This is a genomic window from Bradyrhizobium zhanjiangense (assembly GCF_004114935.1).
Lineage (GTDB): Bacteria > Pseudomonadota > Alphaproteobacteria > Rhizobiales > Xanthobacteraceae > Bradyrhizobium > Bradyrhizobium zhanjiangense.
Genome location: NZ_CP022221.1, coordinates 8732720 through 8751818 on the forward strand (window position 1 = coordinate 8732720; position 19099 = coordinate 8751818).

Below are 19099 nucleotides of genomic sequence, written 5' to 3' on the forward strand. Positions count from 1 at the left end.
GCCGCCAACCCACCGGAATCAAAGGGCTCTGGTACTTTAAGGTAGCACTGTAGAGGTAGCCACCGTAATGGTCCGTGCCTAGAGGTCGGGCATTGTTAACCCTGATTTCATTTCGGCCTGCGAAAATAGCGTCCGCCCGTTCCCCGACAAGAGAGACGTGATGGCGTTCGGACTATTTCGGAAGCGTCTGCCGGAGATGGCTGCGCCCGCGGCAGCTCCGCAGCCGGTGGCCAATTTCGAGCCCGTCCCCGCCACGGACGGCGATTCCGCCAGGGAGATCCTGGAATTGCTGGAACTCGAGCTGGGCGCCATGATCCGCCAGCTCGAGCGCGCCGCCAATTCGGTGGCCGGGGGCGCCGAGGCGACCGCCGCAACCCTTGCCGCCATTCGCGACCGCACCGACGCCCTGACCGGCCGCACCAACGCGGCGCAATCGACCGCCTCCACCTTCGCCCATGCCGCCGACAAGTTCACGCAGTCCGCGCTGGGAATCGGGGCGCAGGTCCGCGAGGCCGGCAAGCTCGCCGACGAGGCCAGCGCCGCGGCGCAGGAAGCCCGCGCCAACGTCGACCGCTTGCGCGAATCCTCCGCCGCCATCGGCAATGTCGTCAATCTGATCGCGCAGATCGCGCGGCAGACGACGCTGCTCGCGCTCAACTCGACCATCGAGGCCGCTCGTGCCGGCGCTGCGGGAAAAGGCTTCGCGGTCGTCGCCACCGAGGTCAAGGCCCTCGCGGTGCAGACCCAGAGCGCGACCGAAGAGATCACCCGGAAGATCGACGCGCTCCAGCGCGACGCCGCCGGCTCCGCGGATGCGGTGCATCGCATCTCGCAGGCGATCGAGGCGATCCGCCCGGTGTTCGCGACCGTCAATGGCGCGGTCGCCGAGCAGAACGCCACCACCAGCGAAGTCTCCGGCAATGCGACAAGCGCGTCGGAATTCATCGTCTCGGTCGGCGAGAGCGCGGCCGAGATCGATGCCGCGACCAAGGCGGCCGAGACCCATGGCGAGAATGTCGCCAGCGCCGGCCGCGCCGTCACCACCTTCGCGCAGAAACTGAAATCGCGATGCGCCGTGCTGCTCCGCCAGAGCGAGCACGACGACCGCCGCAAGACCGAGCGCTTGCCCTGCCATCTCAAGTTCGAGACCGCGCGCGGCGTGATGCCGGTCTATGAAATCGCGATGGACGGCGTGCTGATCGGCGGCGCAGACGCAGGCCGGCTTGCGCCGCAAGCGCTGATCGAAGGCATCCTCGAACACGTCGGAGCCTGCCGCCTGCGCGTGGTCGAGCAATCCAAGGCCGGCGCCCGCGCGCAATTCGTCAATCCCAATGCCGAGCTCCGCGAGGAGATCGAAGACAGGCTGTGGTCGATCCATGAGGAGAACACGGAGTTCGTCACCCGCGCCATGGAAGCCGGCAACACGCTGACCAGGATATTCGAGCAGGCGGTCGCGCGCGGCGAGGTCAGGATCGACGACCTCTTCGACACCGATTATGTGGAAATTGCCGGCACCAATCCGCAGCAATATCGCACGAAGTATCTCGACTGGGCCGACCGGGCGCTGCCTCCGTTCCAGGAAGCCTTTCTGGCGAAGGAGCCGCGCATGGCGTTCTGCGCCATGGTCGACCGCAACGGCTTCCTGCCGGTACACAACAAGATCTATTCGCATCCGCAGCGGCCGGGCGATGTCGCCTGGAACATGGCCAACAGCCGCAACCGGCGGATATTCAACGATCCGGCCGGATTGGCCGCGGCACGCAACCTGCGCTCGTACCTGGTCCAAAGCTATGCGCGCGACATGGGCAACGGGAACACGGTCATGATGCGGGAGATCGACGTCCCGATCCGCGTGCAGGGCCGGCACTGGGGCGGATTCCGCACCGCTTACAAGCTCTAGAGCATAATCGGAAAAGTTGTGCAGCGGTCTTTCTACAAGACCATGCTCCAACCAAAGAATTAAGGCGAATTGCCCCTCGTGCACGCTCAGGCAAGACGGCGGCGGCGAATCATCCCTTAAGTCATCATTGGAATGGGAATGCCGCCGCGAGCCGGCGAACGGCTCTGACTGGAGGATTCATCGAACATGTCCGTCGCACAAGTTGCAGTCATGGACACCGGCTCCAACCGGACGCTGGCCGAACGGCTGATCGACCAGCTCGCCGATCGCATCGGCGGCCTCGGCGTGGAGCTCGCCGACATCGCCGGCAACGTCCAGGAAGTCGCAAACCGCGTCGCGAACCAGTCGGAACGGTTCCACCACCTCCAGAAGACGGCCGAGACGATGGTCTCGGCCAATCACGACATCGCCAATGCATCGCAGGCGGTGCAGACGACGACGTCCGCGGCGGTCGGCGAGATCGCGCAGTCGCGCAGCGCAGTCGACACCGCGGTCAGCCACATTTCCGAGCTCGTCGCCGCGGTGGAGCGCATCGAAGCGCGCTTGAGCGCCGTCGGCTCGGCGCTGGCGCAGGTGGCAAAGGTATCAGGCTCGATCGAGGCGATCGCGAAACAGACCAATCTGCTCGCGCTGAATGCCACGATCGAAGCGGCGCGCGCCGGCAATGCCGGCCGCGGCTTCGCCGTGGTCGCGAGCGAAGTGAAGAACCTCGCGGAAGCCACCCGCCAGGCCACGCATCAGATCTCCGACACTGTGCGCGATCTCGACGGCCAGATCGAAGGCCTGATCGGCGAGAGCAGCGACGCCTCGCAGCGCGCCAAGACCGCAGGCGAAGGTGCCCAACAGATCTCCGGCATCATCTCACGCGTCCAGCAGGGCTTTGCCTCCGTGGAAGCGGAGATCGACAGCGTCACACGCGCGGCGACCTCCAACCTCGGACATTGCGACACCGTCATCAGCGAGCTCAACGAACTCGCCAAGGGCGTCGATCTGTCCTCGCGCGATCTCAAGAACGCCGACGAGCGGGTCGCAAAGCTGCTCGACACCTCCGAGGGCCTGATCGCGCTGATCGCCGACAGCGGCGTGGAGACGTCGGACGCGCCGCTGATCCGCGTCGTCGTCGAGACTGCCAAGCGAATCTCCGCCGAGTTCGAAGCGGCGATCGATCGCGGCGATATCACGCTCGACCAGCTCATGGATGAGACGTACCGCGAAATTCCCGGCACCGATCCGAAACAATACCTCACCAAATACGTCGAGTTCACCGATCGCGTGCTGCCCGCGATCCAGGACCCGATTCAGAAATCCGATCCCCGCATCGTGTTCTGCGTCGCCTGGGCCAAGGGCGGCTATCTGCCGACCCATAATCCGAACTACCGTCTGCCGCAGGGCAAGGACCCGGTCTGGAATAACGCCAATTGCCGCAATCGCCGCCTGTTCACGGATCGCGCGGTGAAGAAGGTCGCGGCCAACACCAAGCCGTTCCTGCTCCAGACCTACCGCCGCGACATGGGCGGCGGGCAGTTCGTGCTGATGAAGGATCTGTCCTCGCCGATCATGGTCCGCGGCAAGCACTGGGGCGCCTTCCGGATGGGATTTCGCCAGAGCTGACGGCCCGCGAGGCGCCTTGCGCGACGGCGCTCCGGCGCCCTCAAATCAAAAACTGAAAAACAACCCTATGCACAGTAGCCGGGGCGTGCGAAATCAAAGGCTTACGCGAGCAGGCCGGAAGAAGCGGCGACGCGGTTGACGCGTCGGGCAAAACAGGGGCATAATGCGATTATTCCGAAATCGCGCATCTGCGCCTTTTGCTGCCTCGTGGGAGTAGGCCGCGTAGCCGGCTGCGACCCCATTCATCTCGCGGAGAGCCCTCACACGCTCGCACATGACCTTAATGCTAACGTTGTGCAGGCCAAGCGGAGAAGATCCTGCAGTCAGACGGAAGCCGAATTGCTCTGAGTTACAAGCCAAGCGCGATCTCGGCCCATTTCAACATGCGGTCGCTATTGAGGAACGCCAGCACCGCCGGTTCCAGTGACGCGGGCGCGCGCGGTCCAACCAAAGCCGTGGCGGCCACCATGTCGCAGCGTTGATTGAAGGCGAGCGAGAGCGCGTTGCGATTTCCCTCGACGCGATAGGGCCGGCTGCGGCCGCGCATCGGACCGACGATGATCTCTCGACCGGCACCGATCGGCGTTGCCTTGCCAATCAGCGCCAGGTCGCCCATTTTATCGAGGTCGTCATCGTCGGCGACGCCGGTCGCGCAATTGCAAAACCCGAGCTTGGCGCGAACGTAGAGCTGGACCTCGCCGCCGCAATCCTCGGCTTTGCAGCGGAATGCCTTTCCTTTCCCCCAGGGATCTGAGCCGAAAGGCCAGTCGGTTTCCGACCACACCGGGCGGACCTCGCCGAGTGCCGCTGTAGCGCGTGCCGGTTCGCCGGATCGCAATGTCCAGACCGCAGCGACTGCGCAGAGCAGTGCGGCGGCTGCGCCGATCGCAACGATTTTGCCTGTCAGGCCCATGGAAGCTGCCACAGCACTTTTGTTAATTCTCAGCCATTTCGCTAATTCTGAGCCATGAACTTTCGTGCGGCCGCGAGGTCCTCCCGCGAGGAGTCGCCATTGCGCGCCATGTCGACGATTTTCGCGTAGTACTGACGTGCCTTCACGGCATCACCCGCTTTCTCGGCGGCGTGAGCGGCGCCGATCGTCGCGCCAAAGCGGTTCGGCTCCTTGCGCATGGTGCTTTCAAAGGCGGCCAATGCCTCCGTCGCCATGCCGCGCTCGAGCAGCATGGTCCCGTAAAGCTCGCGTGCCGGAGCAAGCGGTCCCGGCGTCACGATGGATTTTTCGGTCTTGTCTTCGGCATCGGCGGCAAGGCGCATCGCTTCCAACGCGTCCGCCTGTTTTCCCTGGGCATTGAGCTGCCAGGCTGTGGCGACCTGCCGCTGAATGTCGACGATCTCGGCCCAATACGCGTCCTTGTCCTGCTGCAGCTTGTCCCGCAGCTCCGCCAGCTTGGCGATGTCCGCCGTTGCTGCGTCTGCATTGCCGGAGCGCGCAGCGCCAAGGGCGCGGGCGAAATAGGTGATCGCATCGACATAGGCAAACCGGCTCGGCTCAACCTTCAGCGCGGCGGCGCCCTGCCAATCGCCGCGCTCGACCATATAGCGCGCCTGGCTGGCCGCTATCGCGTAGGGACCGGCGCGGACGGCCGGCGCATAACCCGTGGTCGCAACCATGTCCGCGATGACGTCGCGAGCTCGGCTGTCCTGCGCAAGCTGGAGCAGGGCGTAGACCATATAGTCGTCGGCATGCAGCTGCTCGCTGGGGTCCTTGCCCTCCTTGGCAGCCTTGGCGGAACGGCTATTGGCCTCGATGGATTCGTTCCAGTAGCCGACGCGCGTGAAGATGTGCGACGGCATATGCAAAGCATGCGGCGCCGCCGGCGCGATCTCGGAATAGCGCTTGGCAGCGTCGAGACCTTGCTCGGCGATCGCCGGATAATCGTAGAGGTGGATCAGGTAATGCGCGACGCCGGGGTGGCGCGGCTGCCGCTTGAAGATCGGCTCCAGGATTGCAGCGCCCTTGAGCTGGTTAGCATAGGTCTTGTCGTTTGGTGAGGCCGTGACATTCAGCGTAATGGCGTAGGCGATCTGCGCCTCGTCATCATCGGGATAGCGCGCGGCGACGGCTTCGGTTGCCTTGAGATAGGCCTGCGCGCGCTGGCCAAACGTCGTCTTTTCGTCGCCCGAATAGAAGGCCAGCAGCGCACCGATATAGTCGCGTTCACGTTCGCTCTTGGCGCCGAGTGCCTTGGCCTTCTGCAGCGCGGCAAGGCCCTCGGTGAGGTTTTCCTTCGGCGCGGGAAAATGCGGATTATACAGCAGGCTCAGGGCAATGCCCCAATAGGCGATCGCGCATTCCGGATCGGCCTGCAACGTCTCCTCGAAAATCTCTTTCGCGGGCCGGTACCAGAACGAGTGCTGATAGCGCATCCCGCGGTCAAAGCGGCGCTGCGCCAATTCGTTGCAGGAGGTCTGGAAGTGAACCTTGCCAAACTGCTCGTCGGTCCCGTCCTCCGCGCGTGCGGCAGGCGTGGCAGAGATCGAGCCCAGGATAGCGAGGGTAAGAAGAGAGACGGTTCTCAAGGCGAGCGCGCGCATCGGCCCCTCCGTTTCTATTCAGAAAATTGAGTCGGATGGCGCCGATAAAGTCCGGGGCGCCGAAGTTCGTAATGCTGAAATTGGCGATGGCAATTGCGTTGTTGGAAGGATTTGCCCATTCGCGATGCGAGTCAACAGGAGCGGACAAATTGCATTAGGGAAGCACGCCTGTCAGGCTCCATCCGCGCGTGAGCGAAATCGTAAGGCGGATAGCGAAGCGCAGCCGCCATTTCACCGACGCCGATCTGCCGCCGGAATATTGGCAGACGCTCCTCGACGATCCACGCGCTGAGCCTGGTCACTGCGGAGGCACGCAGACCTCATACGAAGTGTAGCGCAAGTTTATGAGTACGCGCCTAACTCAACCAGAACTTCGGTGTGGTCGGCTCGAGCCGGCCGCCGACGCGCACCGGCGCGATCCGCAATGCGAGGCCCGTCGTGTCATCCGTCTCCACGGCGACGGCGCTCAGCGTCGCCGTCCCCGCGGCCGGCTCGAAGCGCCCTGAAGGAATCCCCGAGGTGAATCTGCGCAGCGGCTCTTCCTTCTGCATGCCGATGATGGAATCGTAATCGCCGGTCATGCCGGCATCGGTCATGTAGGCGGTGCCGCCTGACAGGATCTGGTGGTCGGCGGTGGGCACGTGGGTGTGTGTGCCGACGACGAGGCTGGCGCGGCCGTCGCAGAAGAAGCCGATGCCCTGCTTCTCGCTGGACGCCTCGCAATGGAAGTCGACGACGATGGCATCGGCCGCAACACCGAGCGGACAGGCGCCGAGTTCGCGCTCGAGCGCCGCGAAGGGATCGTCGAACGGGGTCATGAAGACGCGCCCCAAAGCGTTGACGACGAGCGCATGCTTGCCGTTCTTGGTCTCGATCAGCGCGGCGCCGCGGCCCGGTGTGCCGCGCGGATAGTTCGCCGGCCGCACCAGGCGCTCGGCGCGCTCGATGAAAACCAAGGCTTCACGTTGGTCCCAGGAGTGATTGCCGAGCGTCACCGCATCGGCGCCGGCGTCAAGAAACTCCTGATAGATCGCTTCCGTGATGCCGAAGCCGCCGGCGGCATTCTCGCCGTTGACGACGACCAAATCGAGCGACCAGTCCTTGACCATGCCAGGCAGATGGTCCGCAATCGCCGTGCGTCCGGCGCGGCCGACGACGTCACCCACGAAGAGAATGCGCAACTTCAGAACTCCGGAATTCGAACACGTCCGATTCCGTTAGCACATAATCCAGCGCGACGTCGTGCGATAGTGCCGGAACCGCCTCGATCTCCTGCGCTGCGAAGGCAAGCCCGATCCCGACGATATGCTTGGTTTTGCGCAAATGCGCGAAGGTGAAATCGTAATGCCCAGCACCATAGCCGATGCGGTGGCCGAGACGGTCGAAGGCGGCGAGCGGCGTCAGCATGATGTCGGGGATGACTTCGCTTGCTGCCGGCGACGGCTCGGGAATACCGAGCGGGCCGAGCATCAGGCGATCGTTCGGATGAAACAGACGGAAGATCAGCGACTGGCCGCGCGCGGTGACGCAAGGCAGCGCCAGCTTTGCGCCTTCCTCGGCGAGCTTTCTCATCAGCGGTAGCGGATCGATCTCGCTGCGGATCGGCGAATAGCCGGAGACGACGCTGCCGGGCAGGAGCTTGAACGGCAGCCCGCGCTTGGCGAGCTTTGCAGCGGCGGTGGTGCGCTTCTTCTCGCTCAGCGCGTCGCGCGCCGCCAGCGCTTTGGCACGGAGTTCGGCTTTGGAGTTGGACATGCGCTTTGGTCCCCCACGTCATCACCCGCGAATGCGGGTGATCCAGTATTCCAGAGGCGGTGATGCTCACACTCGAACGCCGCGGCGTACTGGATGCCCCGCCTTCGCGGGGCATGACACCTACTGAACTGGCCGCAGTAGTTTCGACAGACACGAACCAGAAGCAAATAGTGCGAAGCCGCGTACGCCGTTGAAGCACTCGATCCCGGAGTTCCCTACGAAAGTAGGTGGGCACCATATGTCCGGGCCCACGGGCCCGGCCAGGGACAGTTCCCTAAAGGATCGATAAGGCCCCGGGGATATATGGCTCCTGACGCACGTCGCAGCCTCGCTCGCGCAATCTAACAGCGATACTGACGAATCGCCAGCCCGGCGAGAATGCCGAGCTTCGGCGTAATGAGGCGCCCCGCGAGTCACGGCGGAGGTGCGCTCCCTCCCCCGCCTGCGGGGGAGGGCTGGGGAGAGGGTGTTTCCGCAACGGGACAATCCCCTAGAGGAGAGAGCCCTCACCCGGCGCTTTCGCACCGACCTCTCCCGCAAGCGGGAGAGGTCGAGTCCGCGGCACCATCGTGCACATCAATCGATCAAGTCTTTGGCAGCCCCTACCCGATCGCGATGCCGTTGCCGACGGTCCGGTTCAGGATCTGGGTCGACTTCTCGATGCGTTCGGCGGCGGCGTTCAGCGCGTTTACCACGGCGGTCTGCGTCATCCGGGCGCGCTCGACGGCGGCGTTGCGGAAATCCCTGAGCTCGGTCAACTCCTGCTCCAGGGTACGGACGCGGTTGCCGATGTCGACCAGCTCGTCGCACACGGTCAGCGCCGCCATCACGGTGAGGCGTGCATCGCCGATCTCGCCGAATTTTCCGCGCAGCGACTGGATGCGCGTCTCCAGGCTTTCAGCGAGCTTGAGCAGCCGCACCTCCTGGCCCTCTTCGCAGGCCATGCGGTATTGCCGGCCGTTGATGGTGACGTTGATGTGGCTCATCCGTCCTCTCCGGTATCGAGCACCGAACGTATCGTGACGATTGCGGAATCCAGCCGGTCGGAGATCTCGCGATTGGTGCGCTCGAGCTTACGCGCCTTCACCAGTGCACCGTCGAGTTCGTCGGCAAGGCGCGAGCGGTCGGCGCCGAGCGCCTGAATCCGCGCCGCGAGCTCGTTCTCGTCGCGATCGGCATCGCGCCGCCGCTCCACCGCGCTTTCGAGCGCGTCGAGCGCAGCCGTGAGCCTGCGGGTCGCGATCTCGATCTCGACGGCGGATGACTCCGTCATGGCAGAGCTGTTGGACACGCGATCGTTCATGCAGTCAGCGGCGGAACCTATGGCCTTTCCCCAGTGGCCTTATTCCTGGGGCTCGCCGTCCGGCAAAAGACTCGGTTCGGCAAGCGGTTAGAAGCAGAAATTTACGTGGCAAGCTAGCCCAGCGCAACGTCGCCGCGAAACTATGCACCGATAAGCAGTTTTTGCGGCCAAACCGGCGTTTGATTACCTTGGACTCCCGAAACCGAGATGCTATCCAGCCCCAGCTCCCGTGGCCGCTAGGCTCGACCCCGCGCGGCGTGCACGGCCATCAAGCACCTCATTTCAGACGGATTTTCATCATGATGCAGTTCGATGCCACCCGTATGGCGAATACGCAGGTCGATCACACCCGTATGGCCAACGCGATCCGCGGGCTCTCGATGGACGCCGTCGAGAAGGCTAAATCGGGCCATCCGGGCCTGCCGATGGGTGCGGCCGACATCGCCACGGTGCTGTTCACGCAGTTCCTGAAATTCGACGCTGCCGCGCCCGCCTGGCCCGATCGCGACCGCTTCGTGCTCTCGGCCGGCCACGGCTCGATGCTGCTCTATTCGCTGCTGTACCTGACCGGCAATTCCGAGATGACGCTGGACCAGATCAAGCAGTTCCGCCAGGTCGACTCACTCACGCCTGGCCACCCCGAGAATTTCCGCACCAAGGGCATCGAGACCACCACCGGGCCGCTCGGCCAGGGCATCTCGACCGCAGTCGGCATGGCACTGGCCGAGAAGATGCTCGCCGCCGAGTTCGGCAAGAAGATCGTCGACCACCACACCTATGTGCTCGCCTCCGACGGCGACCTGATGGAAGGCGTGTCGCAGGAAGCGATCGCGATGGCCGGGCACTGGAAGCTCAACAAGCTGATCGTGCTCTACGACGACAACGGCATCTCGATCGACGGCCCGACCTCGATCGCGGATTCCGTCGACCAGGTGAAGCGCTTCAAAGCGGCGGGCTGGGCCGCCGAGAAGATCGACGGCCAGAACCAGGCCGCGATCGCCGACGCCATCACGCGCGCCAAGAAATCGAACAAGCCGACGCTGATCGCCTGCCGCACCACCATCGGTTTCGGCGCGCCGCACAAGGCCGGCACGTCGAAGGTGCATGGCGAGGCGCTAGGGGCCGACGAGCTCAAGGCCGCCAAGGAAAATCTCGGCATCTCGCTCGAGCCGTTCTCCGTGCCTGATGACGTGCTGAAGGCGTGGCGCGCGGCCGGCAGCCGCGGCGCTGTGGCGCGGCTGGAATGGGAAGGACGGCTTGGTGAGCTCGGCAGCCGCAAGCGTGCCGAGTTCGAGCGCCGCCTGCGCCATGAGCGTCCGGCTTCGCTGGCGAAGGCGCTGCGCGCGCACAAGAAGGAACTGCTGGAGAAGCCGCTGACGGCGGCGACGCGCAAATCGTCGGAAGCGGCGATCGAGGCGATTGCAGCCGCGATGCCGATGGAATTCCTGGCCGGCTCCGCCGACCTCACCGGCTCCAACAACAACAAGGCGAAATCGGCGACCGCCTTCTCGGCCAAGACGCCGAAGGGCCGCTTCATCCATTACGGCATCCGCGAGCACGGCATGGCCGCTGCGATGAACGGCATCTTCCTGCACGGCGGCTTCGCGCCGAACGGCGCGACCTTCCTGGTGTTCACCGACTACGCCCGGCCCGCGATGCGCCTTGCCGCGCTGATGGGCTCCGGCGTCGTCTATGTGATGACGCACGATTCCATCGGTCTCGGCGAAGACGGGCCGACCCATCAGCCGGTCGAGCATCTCGCCGCACTTCGCGCCATTCCCAACATGCGCGTGTTCCGTCCCTGCGATGCCATCGAGGTCGCCGAGTGCTGGGAGCTCGCGCTCAACCGCATCGACGGCCCGACCGTGCTGGCGCTGACGCGCCAGAACCTGCCGCAGCTCCGTACCACCGCACCGAACGACAATCCCTGCGCAGCTGGTGCCTATGAGCTGGTCGCAGCCCAAGGCGAAGCCAAGGTGACGCTGTTCGCCTCGGGCTCCGAGGTCGAGATCGCGGTCGCCGCCCAGAAGCAGCTCGCCGAGCGCGGCATCGCGTCACGGGTGGTTTCTGTTCCTTCGCTCGAGCTGTTGTTAGCGCAACCAGAGGCGAAACGCGCCGCAATCATCGGTAACGCACCGGTGAAGATTGCGATCGAGGCCGCCGTGCGTTGGGGCTGGGATGCCGTGATCGGCCAGGATGGCGAATTCATCGGCATGCATTCCTTCGGCGAAAGCGGTCCTGCCAAGGAGCTTTACAAGCATTTCGGCATTACTACCGAGGCCACGGTTAACGCTGTGCTGAAGCGCGTTTCCTGAGAGTTGAGCTTGCCGCAAAAAAGGACTACGTAATCTCTCATATGATCACGCACCGCCCGGCCGAACCGGGCGCCCGCCCCTAAAAAACCCTCGCAGGCGCGCAAAGCGCGTTGTGCGGGATGACAACGGTCATTGAAGGAGACGAAACATGGCAGTCCGCGTCGCAATTAACGGTTTTGGTCGCATCGGCCGCAATGTGCTGCGGGCTATCGCCGAGTCAGGCCGCAAGGACATCGTGGTCGTCGGCATCAACGATCTCGGCCCGGTCGAGACCAACGCCCATCTGCTCCGTTTCGATAGCGTCCATGGCCGTTTCCCCGGCACCGTCACCGTCGATGGTGACTCGATCAGCCTCGGCAACGGCAAGATCAAGGTGACCGCCGAGCGCGATCCCTCGAAGCTGCCGTGGAAGGATCTCGGCGTCGATGTCGCGCTGGAATGCACCGGCATCTTCACATCGAAGGACAAGGCCTCCGCGCATCTGACCGCCGGCGCCAAGCGCGTGCTGGTTTCCGCGCCCGCCGACGGCGCCGATGCAACCATCGTCTACGGCGTCAACCACGACACGCTGACCAAGGATCATCTGGTCGTCTCCAACGGCTCCTGCACCACCAACTGCCTCGCGCCGGTCGCCAAGGTGCTGAACGATCTCGTCGGCATCGAGACCGGCTTCATGACCACGATCCATGCCTATACCGGCGACCAGCCGACGCTGGACACGCTGCACAAGGATCTCTACCGCGGCCGTGCGGCTGCGATGTCGATGATCCCGACCTCGACCGGCGCCGCCAAGGCGATCGGCCTCGTGCTGCCCGAGCTGAAGGGCAAGCTCGACGGCGTCGCGATCCGCGTGCCGACGCCGAACGTCTCGGTCGTCGACCTCAAGATCGTCGCCAAGCGCGCCACCGACGCCAAGGAGGTCAACGCGGCGATGAAGCGCGCCTCCGAGCAGCAGCTCAAGGGCATCCTCGGCTACACCAGCGCGCCGAACGTCTCGATCGACTTCAACCACGATCCGCACTCCTCGACCTTCCACGAGGACCAGACCAAGGTGCAGAACGGCACGCTGGTGCGCGTGATGTCCTGGTACGACAACGAGTGGGGCTTCTCGAACCGCATGGCGGACACCGCCGTCGCGATCGCGAAGGTGATCTAAGGGGAGCGCAATTCTTCCTGCCTGGATTGGCATCCCTGGCGCCATATTGCTGATCACGTTGATCGCGTACGGTGTGCGTCAGGGAAGCAAGATAACGACCAGGCAGGAAGGCGATCCACCCGAGCGCGATGCGCCGTAGCGTCGCCAGCTAACGAGTGATTCAGGACATGGCCAAATTCCGCACCCTCGACGACGTCGATGTGAAGGGCAAACGCGTATTGCTGCGCGTCGACCTCAACGTACCCATGGAGAATGGGCGCGTCAGCGACGCAACGCGGCTCGAGCGCGTCGCACCGACCATCAGCGAGATCTCCGACAAGGGCGGCAAGGTCATCCTGCTCGCACATTTCGGCCGGCCGAAGGGCCGCGATGCCAAGGACTCGCTCAAGCCCGTCGCGGAAGCGCTGTCCAAGGTCGTGAAAAAGCCCGTCGCGTTCGCGGACGATTGCATCGGCGAGCCTGCGGCCACAGCCGTCGCCGGCTTGAAGGACGGCGACATCCTCTGCCTGGAAAACACCCGCTTCCACAAGGAAGAGGAAAAGAACGATCCCGCCTTCGTCGCGGAGCTGGCAAAGCTCGGCGACATCTGGGTCAATGACGCCTTCTCGGCCGCGCATCGTGCCCACGCTTCGACCGAGGGCCTCGGCCACAAGCTGCCGGCCTATGCCGGCCGCACCATGCAGGCCGAGCTCGACGCGCTGGAGAAGGCGCTGGGCTCGCCGACCAAACCGGTCATCGCGATCATCGGCGGCGCAAAAGTCTCGACCAAGATCGATCTGCTCGAAAACCTCGTGAACAAGGTCGACGCGCTCGTGATCGGCGGCGGCATGGCCAACACCTTCCTGCACGCCCAGGGCGTCGCGGTCGGCAAGTCGCTGGCCGAGAAGGATCTCGCCGCCACCGCGCTGCGCATCATGGAGAAGGCAAGCGCCGCCAACTGCGCGATCATCCTCCCCGTGGACGCCACCGTCGCCTATCATTTCGCCGCCAACGCGCCCTCGCACGCCTATGGGCTCGACGCGATCCCCGCCGACGGCATGATCCTCGACGTCGGCCCGCAATCGGTGGCGCGCGTCCACGCCGCGATCGACGATGCCGCAACGCTGGTCTGGAACGGACCGCTCGGGGCCTTCGAGATGCAGCCATTCGACCGCGGCACGGTCGCGGCCGCCAGGCACGCCGCCGAGCGCACCAAGGACAAGAAGCTGATCTCGATCGCCGGCGGCGGCGACACCGTCGCCGCGCTCAACCAGGCCGGCGTCGCCGGCAGTTTCACCTATGTCTCGACCGCCGGTGGCGCGTTCCTTGAATGGATGGAAGGCAAGCCCTTGCCCGGCGTCGAGGTGCTGCGCGTCAGTTAAGCTTAAGTCGGCAAACATTGAGCGGCCTTGCAGGCCCAAACGGGAGAAAAAGACAGATGGCTCGGATCACGTTACGTCAATTGCTCGACCACGCGGCGGAGAACGATTACGGCGTACCGGCCTTCAATATCAACAACATGGAGCAGGCGCTGGCGATCATGGACGCGGCCAACCAGGTCGACGCGCCCGTCATCATCCAGGCCTCGCGCGGTGCGCGCTCCTACGCCAACGACGTCATGCTCAAGCATATGATGGATGCGGTGACCGAGATCTATCCGCATATTCCGGTCTGCGTGCATCTCGACCACGGCAACGAGCCGGCGACCTGCATGACCGCGATCCAGTCCGGCTTCACCTCGGTGATGATGGACGGCTCGCTCAAGGCCGACGGCAAGACCCCCGGCGACTGGGGCTACAATGTCGGCGTCACCAAGACCGTGACCGACATGGCCCATCTCGGCGGCATCTCGGTGGAAGGCGAACTCGGCGTGCTCGGCTCGCTCGAGACCGGCATGGGCGACAAGGAAGACGGCCACGGTGCCGAAGGCAAGCTCAGCCACGACCAGCTGCTGACCAATCCGGACGAGGCCGTGAAGTTCGTGCAGGAGACCAAGGTCGACGCGCTCGCGATCGCGATGGGGACTTCTCACGGTGCTTACAAATTTACCCGCAAGCCCGACGGCGACATCCTCGCCATGAACGTGATCGAGGAGATCCACCGCAAGCTGCCGAACACGCATCTCGTGATGCATGGTTCGTCCTCGGTGCCGCAGGACCTCCAGGACATCATCAACGCCTATGGCGGCAAGATGAAGCCGACCTGGGGCGTCCCGGTCGCCGAGATCCAGCGCGGCATCAAGAACGGCGTGCGCAAGATCAACATCGACACCGACAACCGCATGGCGATGACCGGCCAGATCCGGAAAGTGCTCAAGGACAATCCGGAAGAGTTCGATCCGCGCAAGTATCTGAAGCCCGCAATGGAAGCGATGACCAAGCTGTGCAAGCAGCGGCTCCAGGAGTTCAATACCGCCGGCCAGGCCTCGAAGATCAAGAAGGTCCTGACCACCGCCGAAATGGCCAAGCGCTACGCCAAGGGCGAGCTCGACCCCCGCGTCGCATAGCGATCGCGGTGGCGTGATCTATCCCTCCCCCTCCCCGTTCTTACGGGGAGAGGGTCGGGGTGAGGGGCTCTCTCCGCGAGTCGTACCCTATCGACAGACCTGTACCCCCTCACCCGGATTTTACGCGTAGCGTAAAATCCGACCTCTCCCCGCAAGCGGGGCGAGGTTAAGGGTCGCCCGACCCCGGCCACCATTTTACCCGACGACCTCCCGCCCCCTTTACCCTGCGACGAACGTTAACTCGGCAATTGCCCGAGAACGGTCTATTTTCACGGGCAAGGGCAGAATCGTTTTGGGAGGACCTCTCGATGAATCTGACTGAGCTCAACAGGATCGCGACCGCCATGGTCGCGCCCGGCAAGGGCATCCTTGCCGCCGACGAATCCTCCGGCACCATCAAGAAGCGTTTTGACGCGATCGGCGTCGAATCGACCGAAGCGAACCGCCGCGACTATCGCGAGATGCTGTTCCGCTCCAAGGAGGCCATGAGCCAGTACATCTCCGGGGTGATCCTCTATGACGAGACGATCTGGCAGGATGCCAAGGACGGCACGCCGCTGATCAGGCTGATCGAGGAGAGCGGCGCCCTCCCCGGCATCAAGGTCGACGAAGGCACGCAAGCCCTGCCGATGTGCCCGGGCGAGCTTGTGACCATCGGCCTCGACAAGCTCGCCGAGCGGCTGAAGAAATATTACGAGCGCGGCGCCCGCTTCGCCAAATGGCGTGCGGTGATCGACATCGGCAGCGGCATTCCCTCGATGACGGCGATCAACGTCAACGCCCACGCGCTGGCGCGCTACGCCGCGCTGTGCCAAGCCGCGCAGATCGTGCCGATCGTCGAGCCCGAGGTGCTGATGGATGGTGATCACGACATCGAGCGCTGCTATGAGGTGACGCAACGCGTCCTCAACAAGACGTTCCAGGAATTGCGCGAGCAGCGCGTCGCGCTCGAAGGCATGGTGCTGAAGCCGAACATGGCAATCTCAGGCAAGAAGTGTGCGAAGCAGGCTTCCGTCGAGGAAGTCGCGGAGAAGACAATCCGGCTGCTGAAGGCCTGCGTGCCGGCGGCGGTGCCGGGCATCGCCTTCCTTTCCGGCGGCCAGTCCGACGAGGAGGCGACCGCGCATCTCAACGCCATGCACAAGCTCGGCCCGCTGCCCTGGGGCCTGACCTTCTCCTATGGCCGCGCGCTGCAAGCCGCGCCGCAAAAGGCCTGGTCCGGCAAGGCCGAGAACGTCGCGGCCGGACAGCGTGCCTTCAGCCACCGCGCGCGGATGAACGGCCTCGCGTCCAAGGGCGAATGGCAAGCCAGCCTGGAAAAGAAAGCAGCCTAGATCTTGTCGAACAAACCGCCACCGCCGCGCCCGGCGCCGCGTCTCTATCTCGCGACGCCTGTTGTCGATGACCCCGCTTCTCTTGTGGCCGAGCTGCCTGCGCTGCTCGCCTCTGCCGATGTCGCGGCCGTGCTGCTGCGGCTGAAGGAGACCGACCAGCGCACGATGATCTCGCGCATCAAGGCCTTCGCGCCGCCGGTGCAGAAGGCGGGCGCCGCGCTGCTGATCGACGGCCATGCCGAACTGGTGGCGCGCGGCGGCGCCGATGGTGCGCATCTCACGGGCCTTGCCGCGCTGGAAGAGGCGGCGCCCTCGCTCAAGCCGGATCGCATTGCCGGCGTCGGCGGGCTCGCCACGCGCCACGATTCCATGAGCGCGGGCGAGATGGGCGCCGACTACGTGCTGTTCGGCGAGCCCGACGCCAACGGCCAGCGGCCGTCGTCCCAGGCGATCGCCGAGCGGCTGGACTGGTGGGCCGAGCTGTTCGAGCCGCCCTGCGTCGGCTTTGCCACCTCGCTCGAGGAGGCCTACGATTTCGCCGCCAGCGGTGCCGATTTCGTGCTGGCCGGCGAGTTCATCTGGGCCGATCCGCGCGGGCCCAAGGCCGCGCTGGCCGAGGCCGATGCTGCAATCAAGAAGGCCCATGCGACGGCGCCGGCTGGCCAGGAGCACGGCTAGCGCCCGACATGAAGCTCCCGCGCATCACCATTTTGGCCACGCTGCTGCTCACAGTGCCTGCGGCCGCGCAGCTCCAGATCACCCCGCCGGCCACAACGCCGAGCCCCCCCGCCGAAAAACAGAAGCCCAAGCCGCACGCGCTCACCAACAAGAAGGAGGCCGCACCGGCGCCGAAGCCTTCGGCTTCGCCCAAGCCGGCCCCCTCCTCCAAGCCGGCCCCGGCCGCGACCGTGATCCCCGCGCCGCCGACCGACAATTCCAACGTCGATCTGGTGTTCGGCGCCTATCAGCGCGGCCAGTACAAGACGGCGTTCGAGCTCGCCACCGCCCGCGCGCAAGGAGGCGATCCCAAGGCGATGACCATGCTCGGCGAGCTCTATTCCAACGCCATGGGCATCCGCCGCGACTACGCCAAGGCGCAGGAATGGTACAAGCGCGCTGCGGATGCCGGCGACCGCGAGGCGATGTTCGCGCTCGCCATGCTGCGCATGTCCGGCCGCGGCGGCCCGGTCGACAAGGGCGAAGCGGTGAAGCTGATGGCCTCTGCCGCCAAGCTGGGCGAGCCCAAGGCGGCCTATAACCTCGCCCTGCTTTACCTGGACGGCCAGACCCTGCCGCAGGACGTCAAGCGATCCGCCGAGCTGCTGCGCCAGGCCGCCGATGGCGGCCTGCCCGAGGCGCAATACGCGCTCGCGACCTTCTACAAGGAAGGCACCGGTGTGCCGAAGGACCCGGAACGCGCGGTGCGGCTGCTCCAGACCGCGACGCTGGCCGACAATGTCGATGCCGAGGTCGAATACGCCATCGCGCTGTTCAACGGCACCGGCACGCCGAAGAACCAGCCGGCCGCTGTGGCGTTGCTCCGCAAGGCATCGCGCCAGGGCAGCGCGATCGCGCAGAACCGGCTGGCCTGGGTGCTGATCAACGGCATGGGCACGGCCGTGGACAAGGTCGAGGGCTTCAAATGGCACCTGGTGGCCAAGACCGCCGGCAAGGGCGACCCGGAGCTCGACAAGCAATTGTCCGATCTGCCGGCCGAGGACCGGGCCAAGGCGGAAGCCGCCGCAAAAAAATGGCTCGGGACCAAATGACTTGACCTTGGCGCCCTCGCAGGGCACCCCATCCCTCAAACGGGCGCGATTTCGCGCCAATTTCCCCCGATCAAGACCAGAGCTCATGCTGTACTCCGCAACTATCAATGTCATGGTCAAGGCCGCGCGCCGCGCCGGCCGGAGCCTCAAGCGCGATCTCGGCGAGATCGAGCATCTCCAGGTCTCGCTGAAGGGCCCGGCGAATTTCGTCTCGCTCGCCGACAAGCGCGCCGAAGAGATCCTCTACCAGGACCTCGCCAAGGCCCGGCCTGGCTACGGCTTCATCGGCGAAGAGGGCGGCACCCGCGAAGGTAGCGACAAGAGCCACACCTGGATCGTCGATCCCCTGGACGGCACCACCAACTTCCTGCACGGCATCCCACAATTCGCGATCTCGATCGGCCTCGCACGCGAGGGCACCGTGATCGCGGGCGTGATCTACAATCCCGCCAATGACGAGCTCTACATCGCCGAGCGCGGCAAGGGCGCCTTCCTCAACGACCAGCGGCTGCGCGTGGCCGGCCGTCGCCAGCTCAACGAATGCGTGGTGGGCTGCGGCCTGCCCCATATCGGCCGCGGCGACCACGAGGAATTCCGCCGCGAGATGACCGCGATCCAGGACCGCGTCGCGGGCCTGCGCCGCTTCGGCGCCGCCTCGCTCGACCTCGCCTTCGTCGCCGCCGGCCGTCTCGACGGCTATTGGGAACGGAATCTCTCGCCCTGGGACATCGCGGCCGGCCAGATCATGGTGAAGGAAGCCGGCGGCACCGTGAGCGACATCGACACGCCCGGCGATGCGCTGACGAAGGGGCACGTGGTGTGCGGCAACGAGTTCGTGCACGGAGAGCTGGTGAAGATTTTGCGGAAGGCGGCGTAAGGCGGAAGCTCGCGCTCCGCATTCCGCTGTCATCACCC

The 19099-nt window shown here is 64.9% G+C and carries 16 protein-coding genes and 1 other RNA gene; 10 read left to right on the forward strand and 7 right to left on the reverse strand.

Features of this window, described 5'->3' with window-relative positions; translation table 11 throughout:
• Nucleotides 1-160: 160 nt before the first annotated feature.
• Both XH85_RS41765 and XH85_RS41770 read left to right on the forward strand, forming a co-directional pair.
• Entirely contained in the window at nt 161-1900 is a 1740-nt protein-coding gene (locus XH85_RS41765) for a methyl-accepting chemotaxis protein (protein WP_164939406.1), read from the forward strand.
• Nucleotides 1901-2086: 186 nt separating this feature from the next.
• Nucleotides 2087-3511: a methyl-accepting chemotaxis protein gene (locus XH85_RS41770; RefSeq protein WP_128936566.1), complete on the forward strand. Its 1425-nt coding sequence runs from the start codon at nt 2087-2089 to the stop codon at nt 3509-3511.
• A gap of 349 nt (nt 3512-3860) precedes the next feature.
• Here XH85_RS41770 and XH85_RS41775 read toward each other — a convergent pair whose 3' ends face one another.
• From XH85_RS41775 to XH85_RS41805, 7 genes are all read right to left on the reverse strand, one after another.
• Nucleotides 3861-4424 (reverse strand): hypothetical protein, encoded by a 564-nt coding sequence (locus tag XH85_RS41775; protein WP_128936567.1) that lies wholly within the window; start codon nt 4422-4424, stop codon nt 3861-3863.
• Between the two features lie 41 nt (nt 4425-4465).
• The gene (locus XH85_RS41780; RefSeq protein WP_128936568.1) at nt 4466-6067 is read right to left on the reverse strand and encodes a tetratricopeptide repeat protein; all 1602 of its coding nucleotides are present in this window, start codon (nt 6065-6067) and stop codon (nt 4466-4468) included.
• 356 nt (nt 6068-6423) lie between these two features.
• Nucleotides 6424-7248, reverse strand: a complete 825-nt coding sequence (locus XH85_RS41785) for a TIGR00282 family metallophosphoesterase (RefSeq protein ID WP_164939407.1) — start codon at nt 7246-7248, stop codon at nt 6424-6426.
• Nucleotides 7226-7822, reverse strand: coding sequence for a 5-formyltetrahydrofolate cyclo-ligase (locus tag XH85_RS41790; RefSeq protein ID WP_128936569.1), 597 nt, complete (start codon nt 7820-7822; stop codon nt 7226-7228). The genes XH85_RS41785 and XH85_RS41790 overlap by 23 nt, the downstream gene beginning before the upstream one ends.
• A gap of 171 nt (nt 7823-7993) precedes the next feature.
• A non-coding RNA gene (ssrS, locus tag XH85_RS41795) (6S RNA) lies at nt 7994-8154 on the reverse strand.
• A gap of 270 nt (nt 8155-8424) precedes the next feature.
• On the reverse strand, nt 8425-8808 hold the full coding sequence (locus XH85_RS41800; protein WP_091881461.1) for a cell division protein ZapA: 384 nt from the start codon (nt 8806-8808) through the stop codon (nt 8425-8427).
• Nucleotides 8805-9125, reverse strand: coding sequence for a DUF4164 domain-containing protein (locus XH85_RS41805; RefSeq protein ID WP_014439722.1), 321 nt, complete (start codon nt 9123-9125; stop codon nt 8805-8807). Before XH85_RS41805 ends, XH85_RS41800 begins: the two co-directional genes overlap by 4 nt.
• 299 nt (nt 9126-9424) lie before the next feature.
• On the opposite strand from XH85_RS41805, the gene tkt reads away from it, so the two are divergent.
• The 8 genes from tkt (at nt 9425) to XH85_RS41845 (ending at nt 19061) form a co-directional block, all read left to right on the forward strand.
• Entirely contained in the window at nt 9425-11440 is a 2016-nt protein-coding gene (gene tkt, locus XH85_RS41810; RefSeq protein WP_128936570.1) for a transketolase, read from the forward strand.
• 148 nt (nt 11441-11588) lie between these two features.
• Nucleotides 11589-12596: a type I glyceraldehyde-3-phosphate dehydrogenase gene (gene gap, locus XH85_RS41815; protein WP_128936571.1), complete on the forward strand. Its 1008-nt coding sequence runs from the start codon at nt 11589-11591 to the stop codon at nt 12594-12596.
• A 167-nt stretch (nt 12597-12763) separates the two neighbouring features.
• Nucleotides 12764-13957 carry a phosphoglycerate kinase gene (locus tag XH85_RS41820; protein ID WP_128936572.1) on the forward strand — a complete coding sequence of 398 codons (1194 nt, stop codon included), beginning with the start codon at nt 12764-12766 and terminating at the stop codon, nt 13955-13957.
• 56 nt (nt 13958-14013) lie between these two features.
• Nucleotides 14014-15081 carry a class II fructose-bisphosphate aldolase gene (gene fba / locus XH85_RS41825; protein ID WP_128936573.1) on the forward strand — a complete coding sequence of 356 codons (1068 nt, stop codon included), beginning with the start codon at nt 14014-14016 and terminating at the stop codon, nt 15079-15081.
• Between the two features lie 308 nt (nt 15082-15389).
• Nucleotides 15390-16415 carry a class I fructose-bisphosphate aldolase gene (locus XH85_RS41830; protein WP_128936574.1) on the forward strand — a complete coding sequence of 342 codons (1026 nt, stop codon included), beginning with the start codon at nt 15390-15392 and terminating at the stop codon, nt 16413-16415.
• A 3-nt stretch (nt 16416-16418) separates the two neighbouring features.
• A complete protein-coding gene (locus XH85_RS41835; protein WP_128936575.1) occupies nt 16419-17093 on the forward strand; it encodes a thiamine phosphate synthase in 675 nt (224 codons plus the stop codon).
• Between the two features lie 8 nt (nt 17094-17101).
• Complete coding sequence (locus XH85_RS41840) at nt 17102-18184, forward strand: tetratricopeptide repeat protein (RefSeq protein WP_128936576.1); 1083 nt, start codon at nt 17102-17104, stop codon at nt 18182-18184.
• An 85-nt stretch (nt 18185-18269) separates the two neighbouring features.
• Nucleotides 18270-19061: an inositol monophosphatase family protein gene (locus tag XH85_RS41845; RefSeq protein ID WP_128936577.1), complete on the forward strand. Its 792-nt coding sequence runs from the start codon at nt 18270-18272 to the stop codon at nt 19059-19061.
• Nucleotides 19062-19099: the final 38 nt, after the last annotated feature.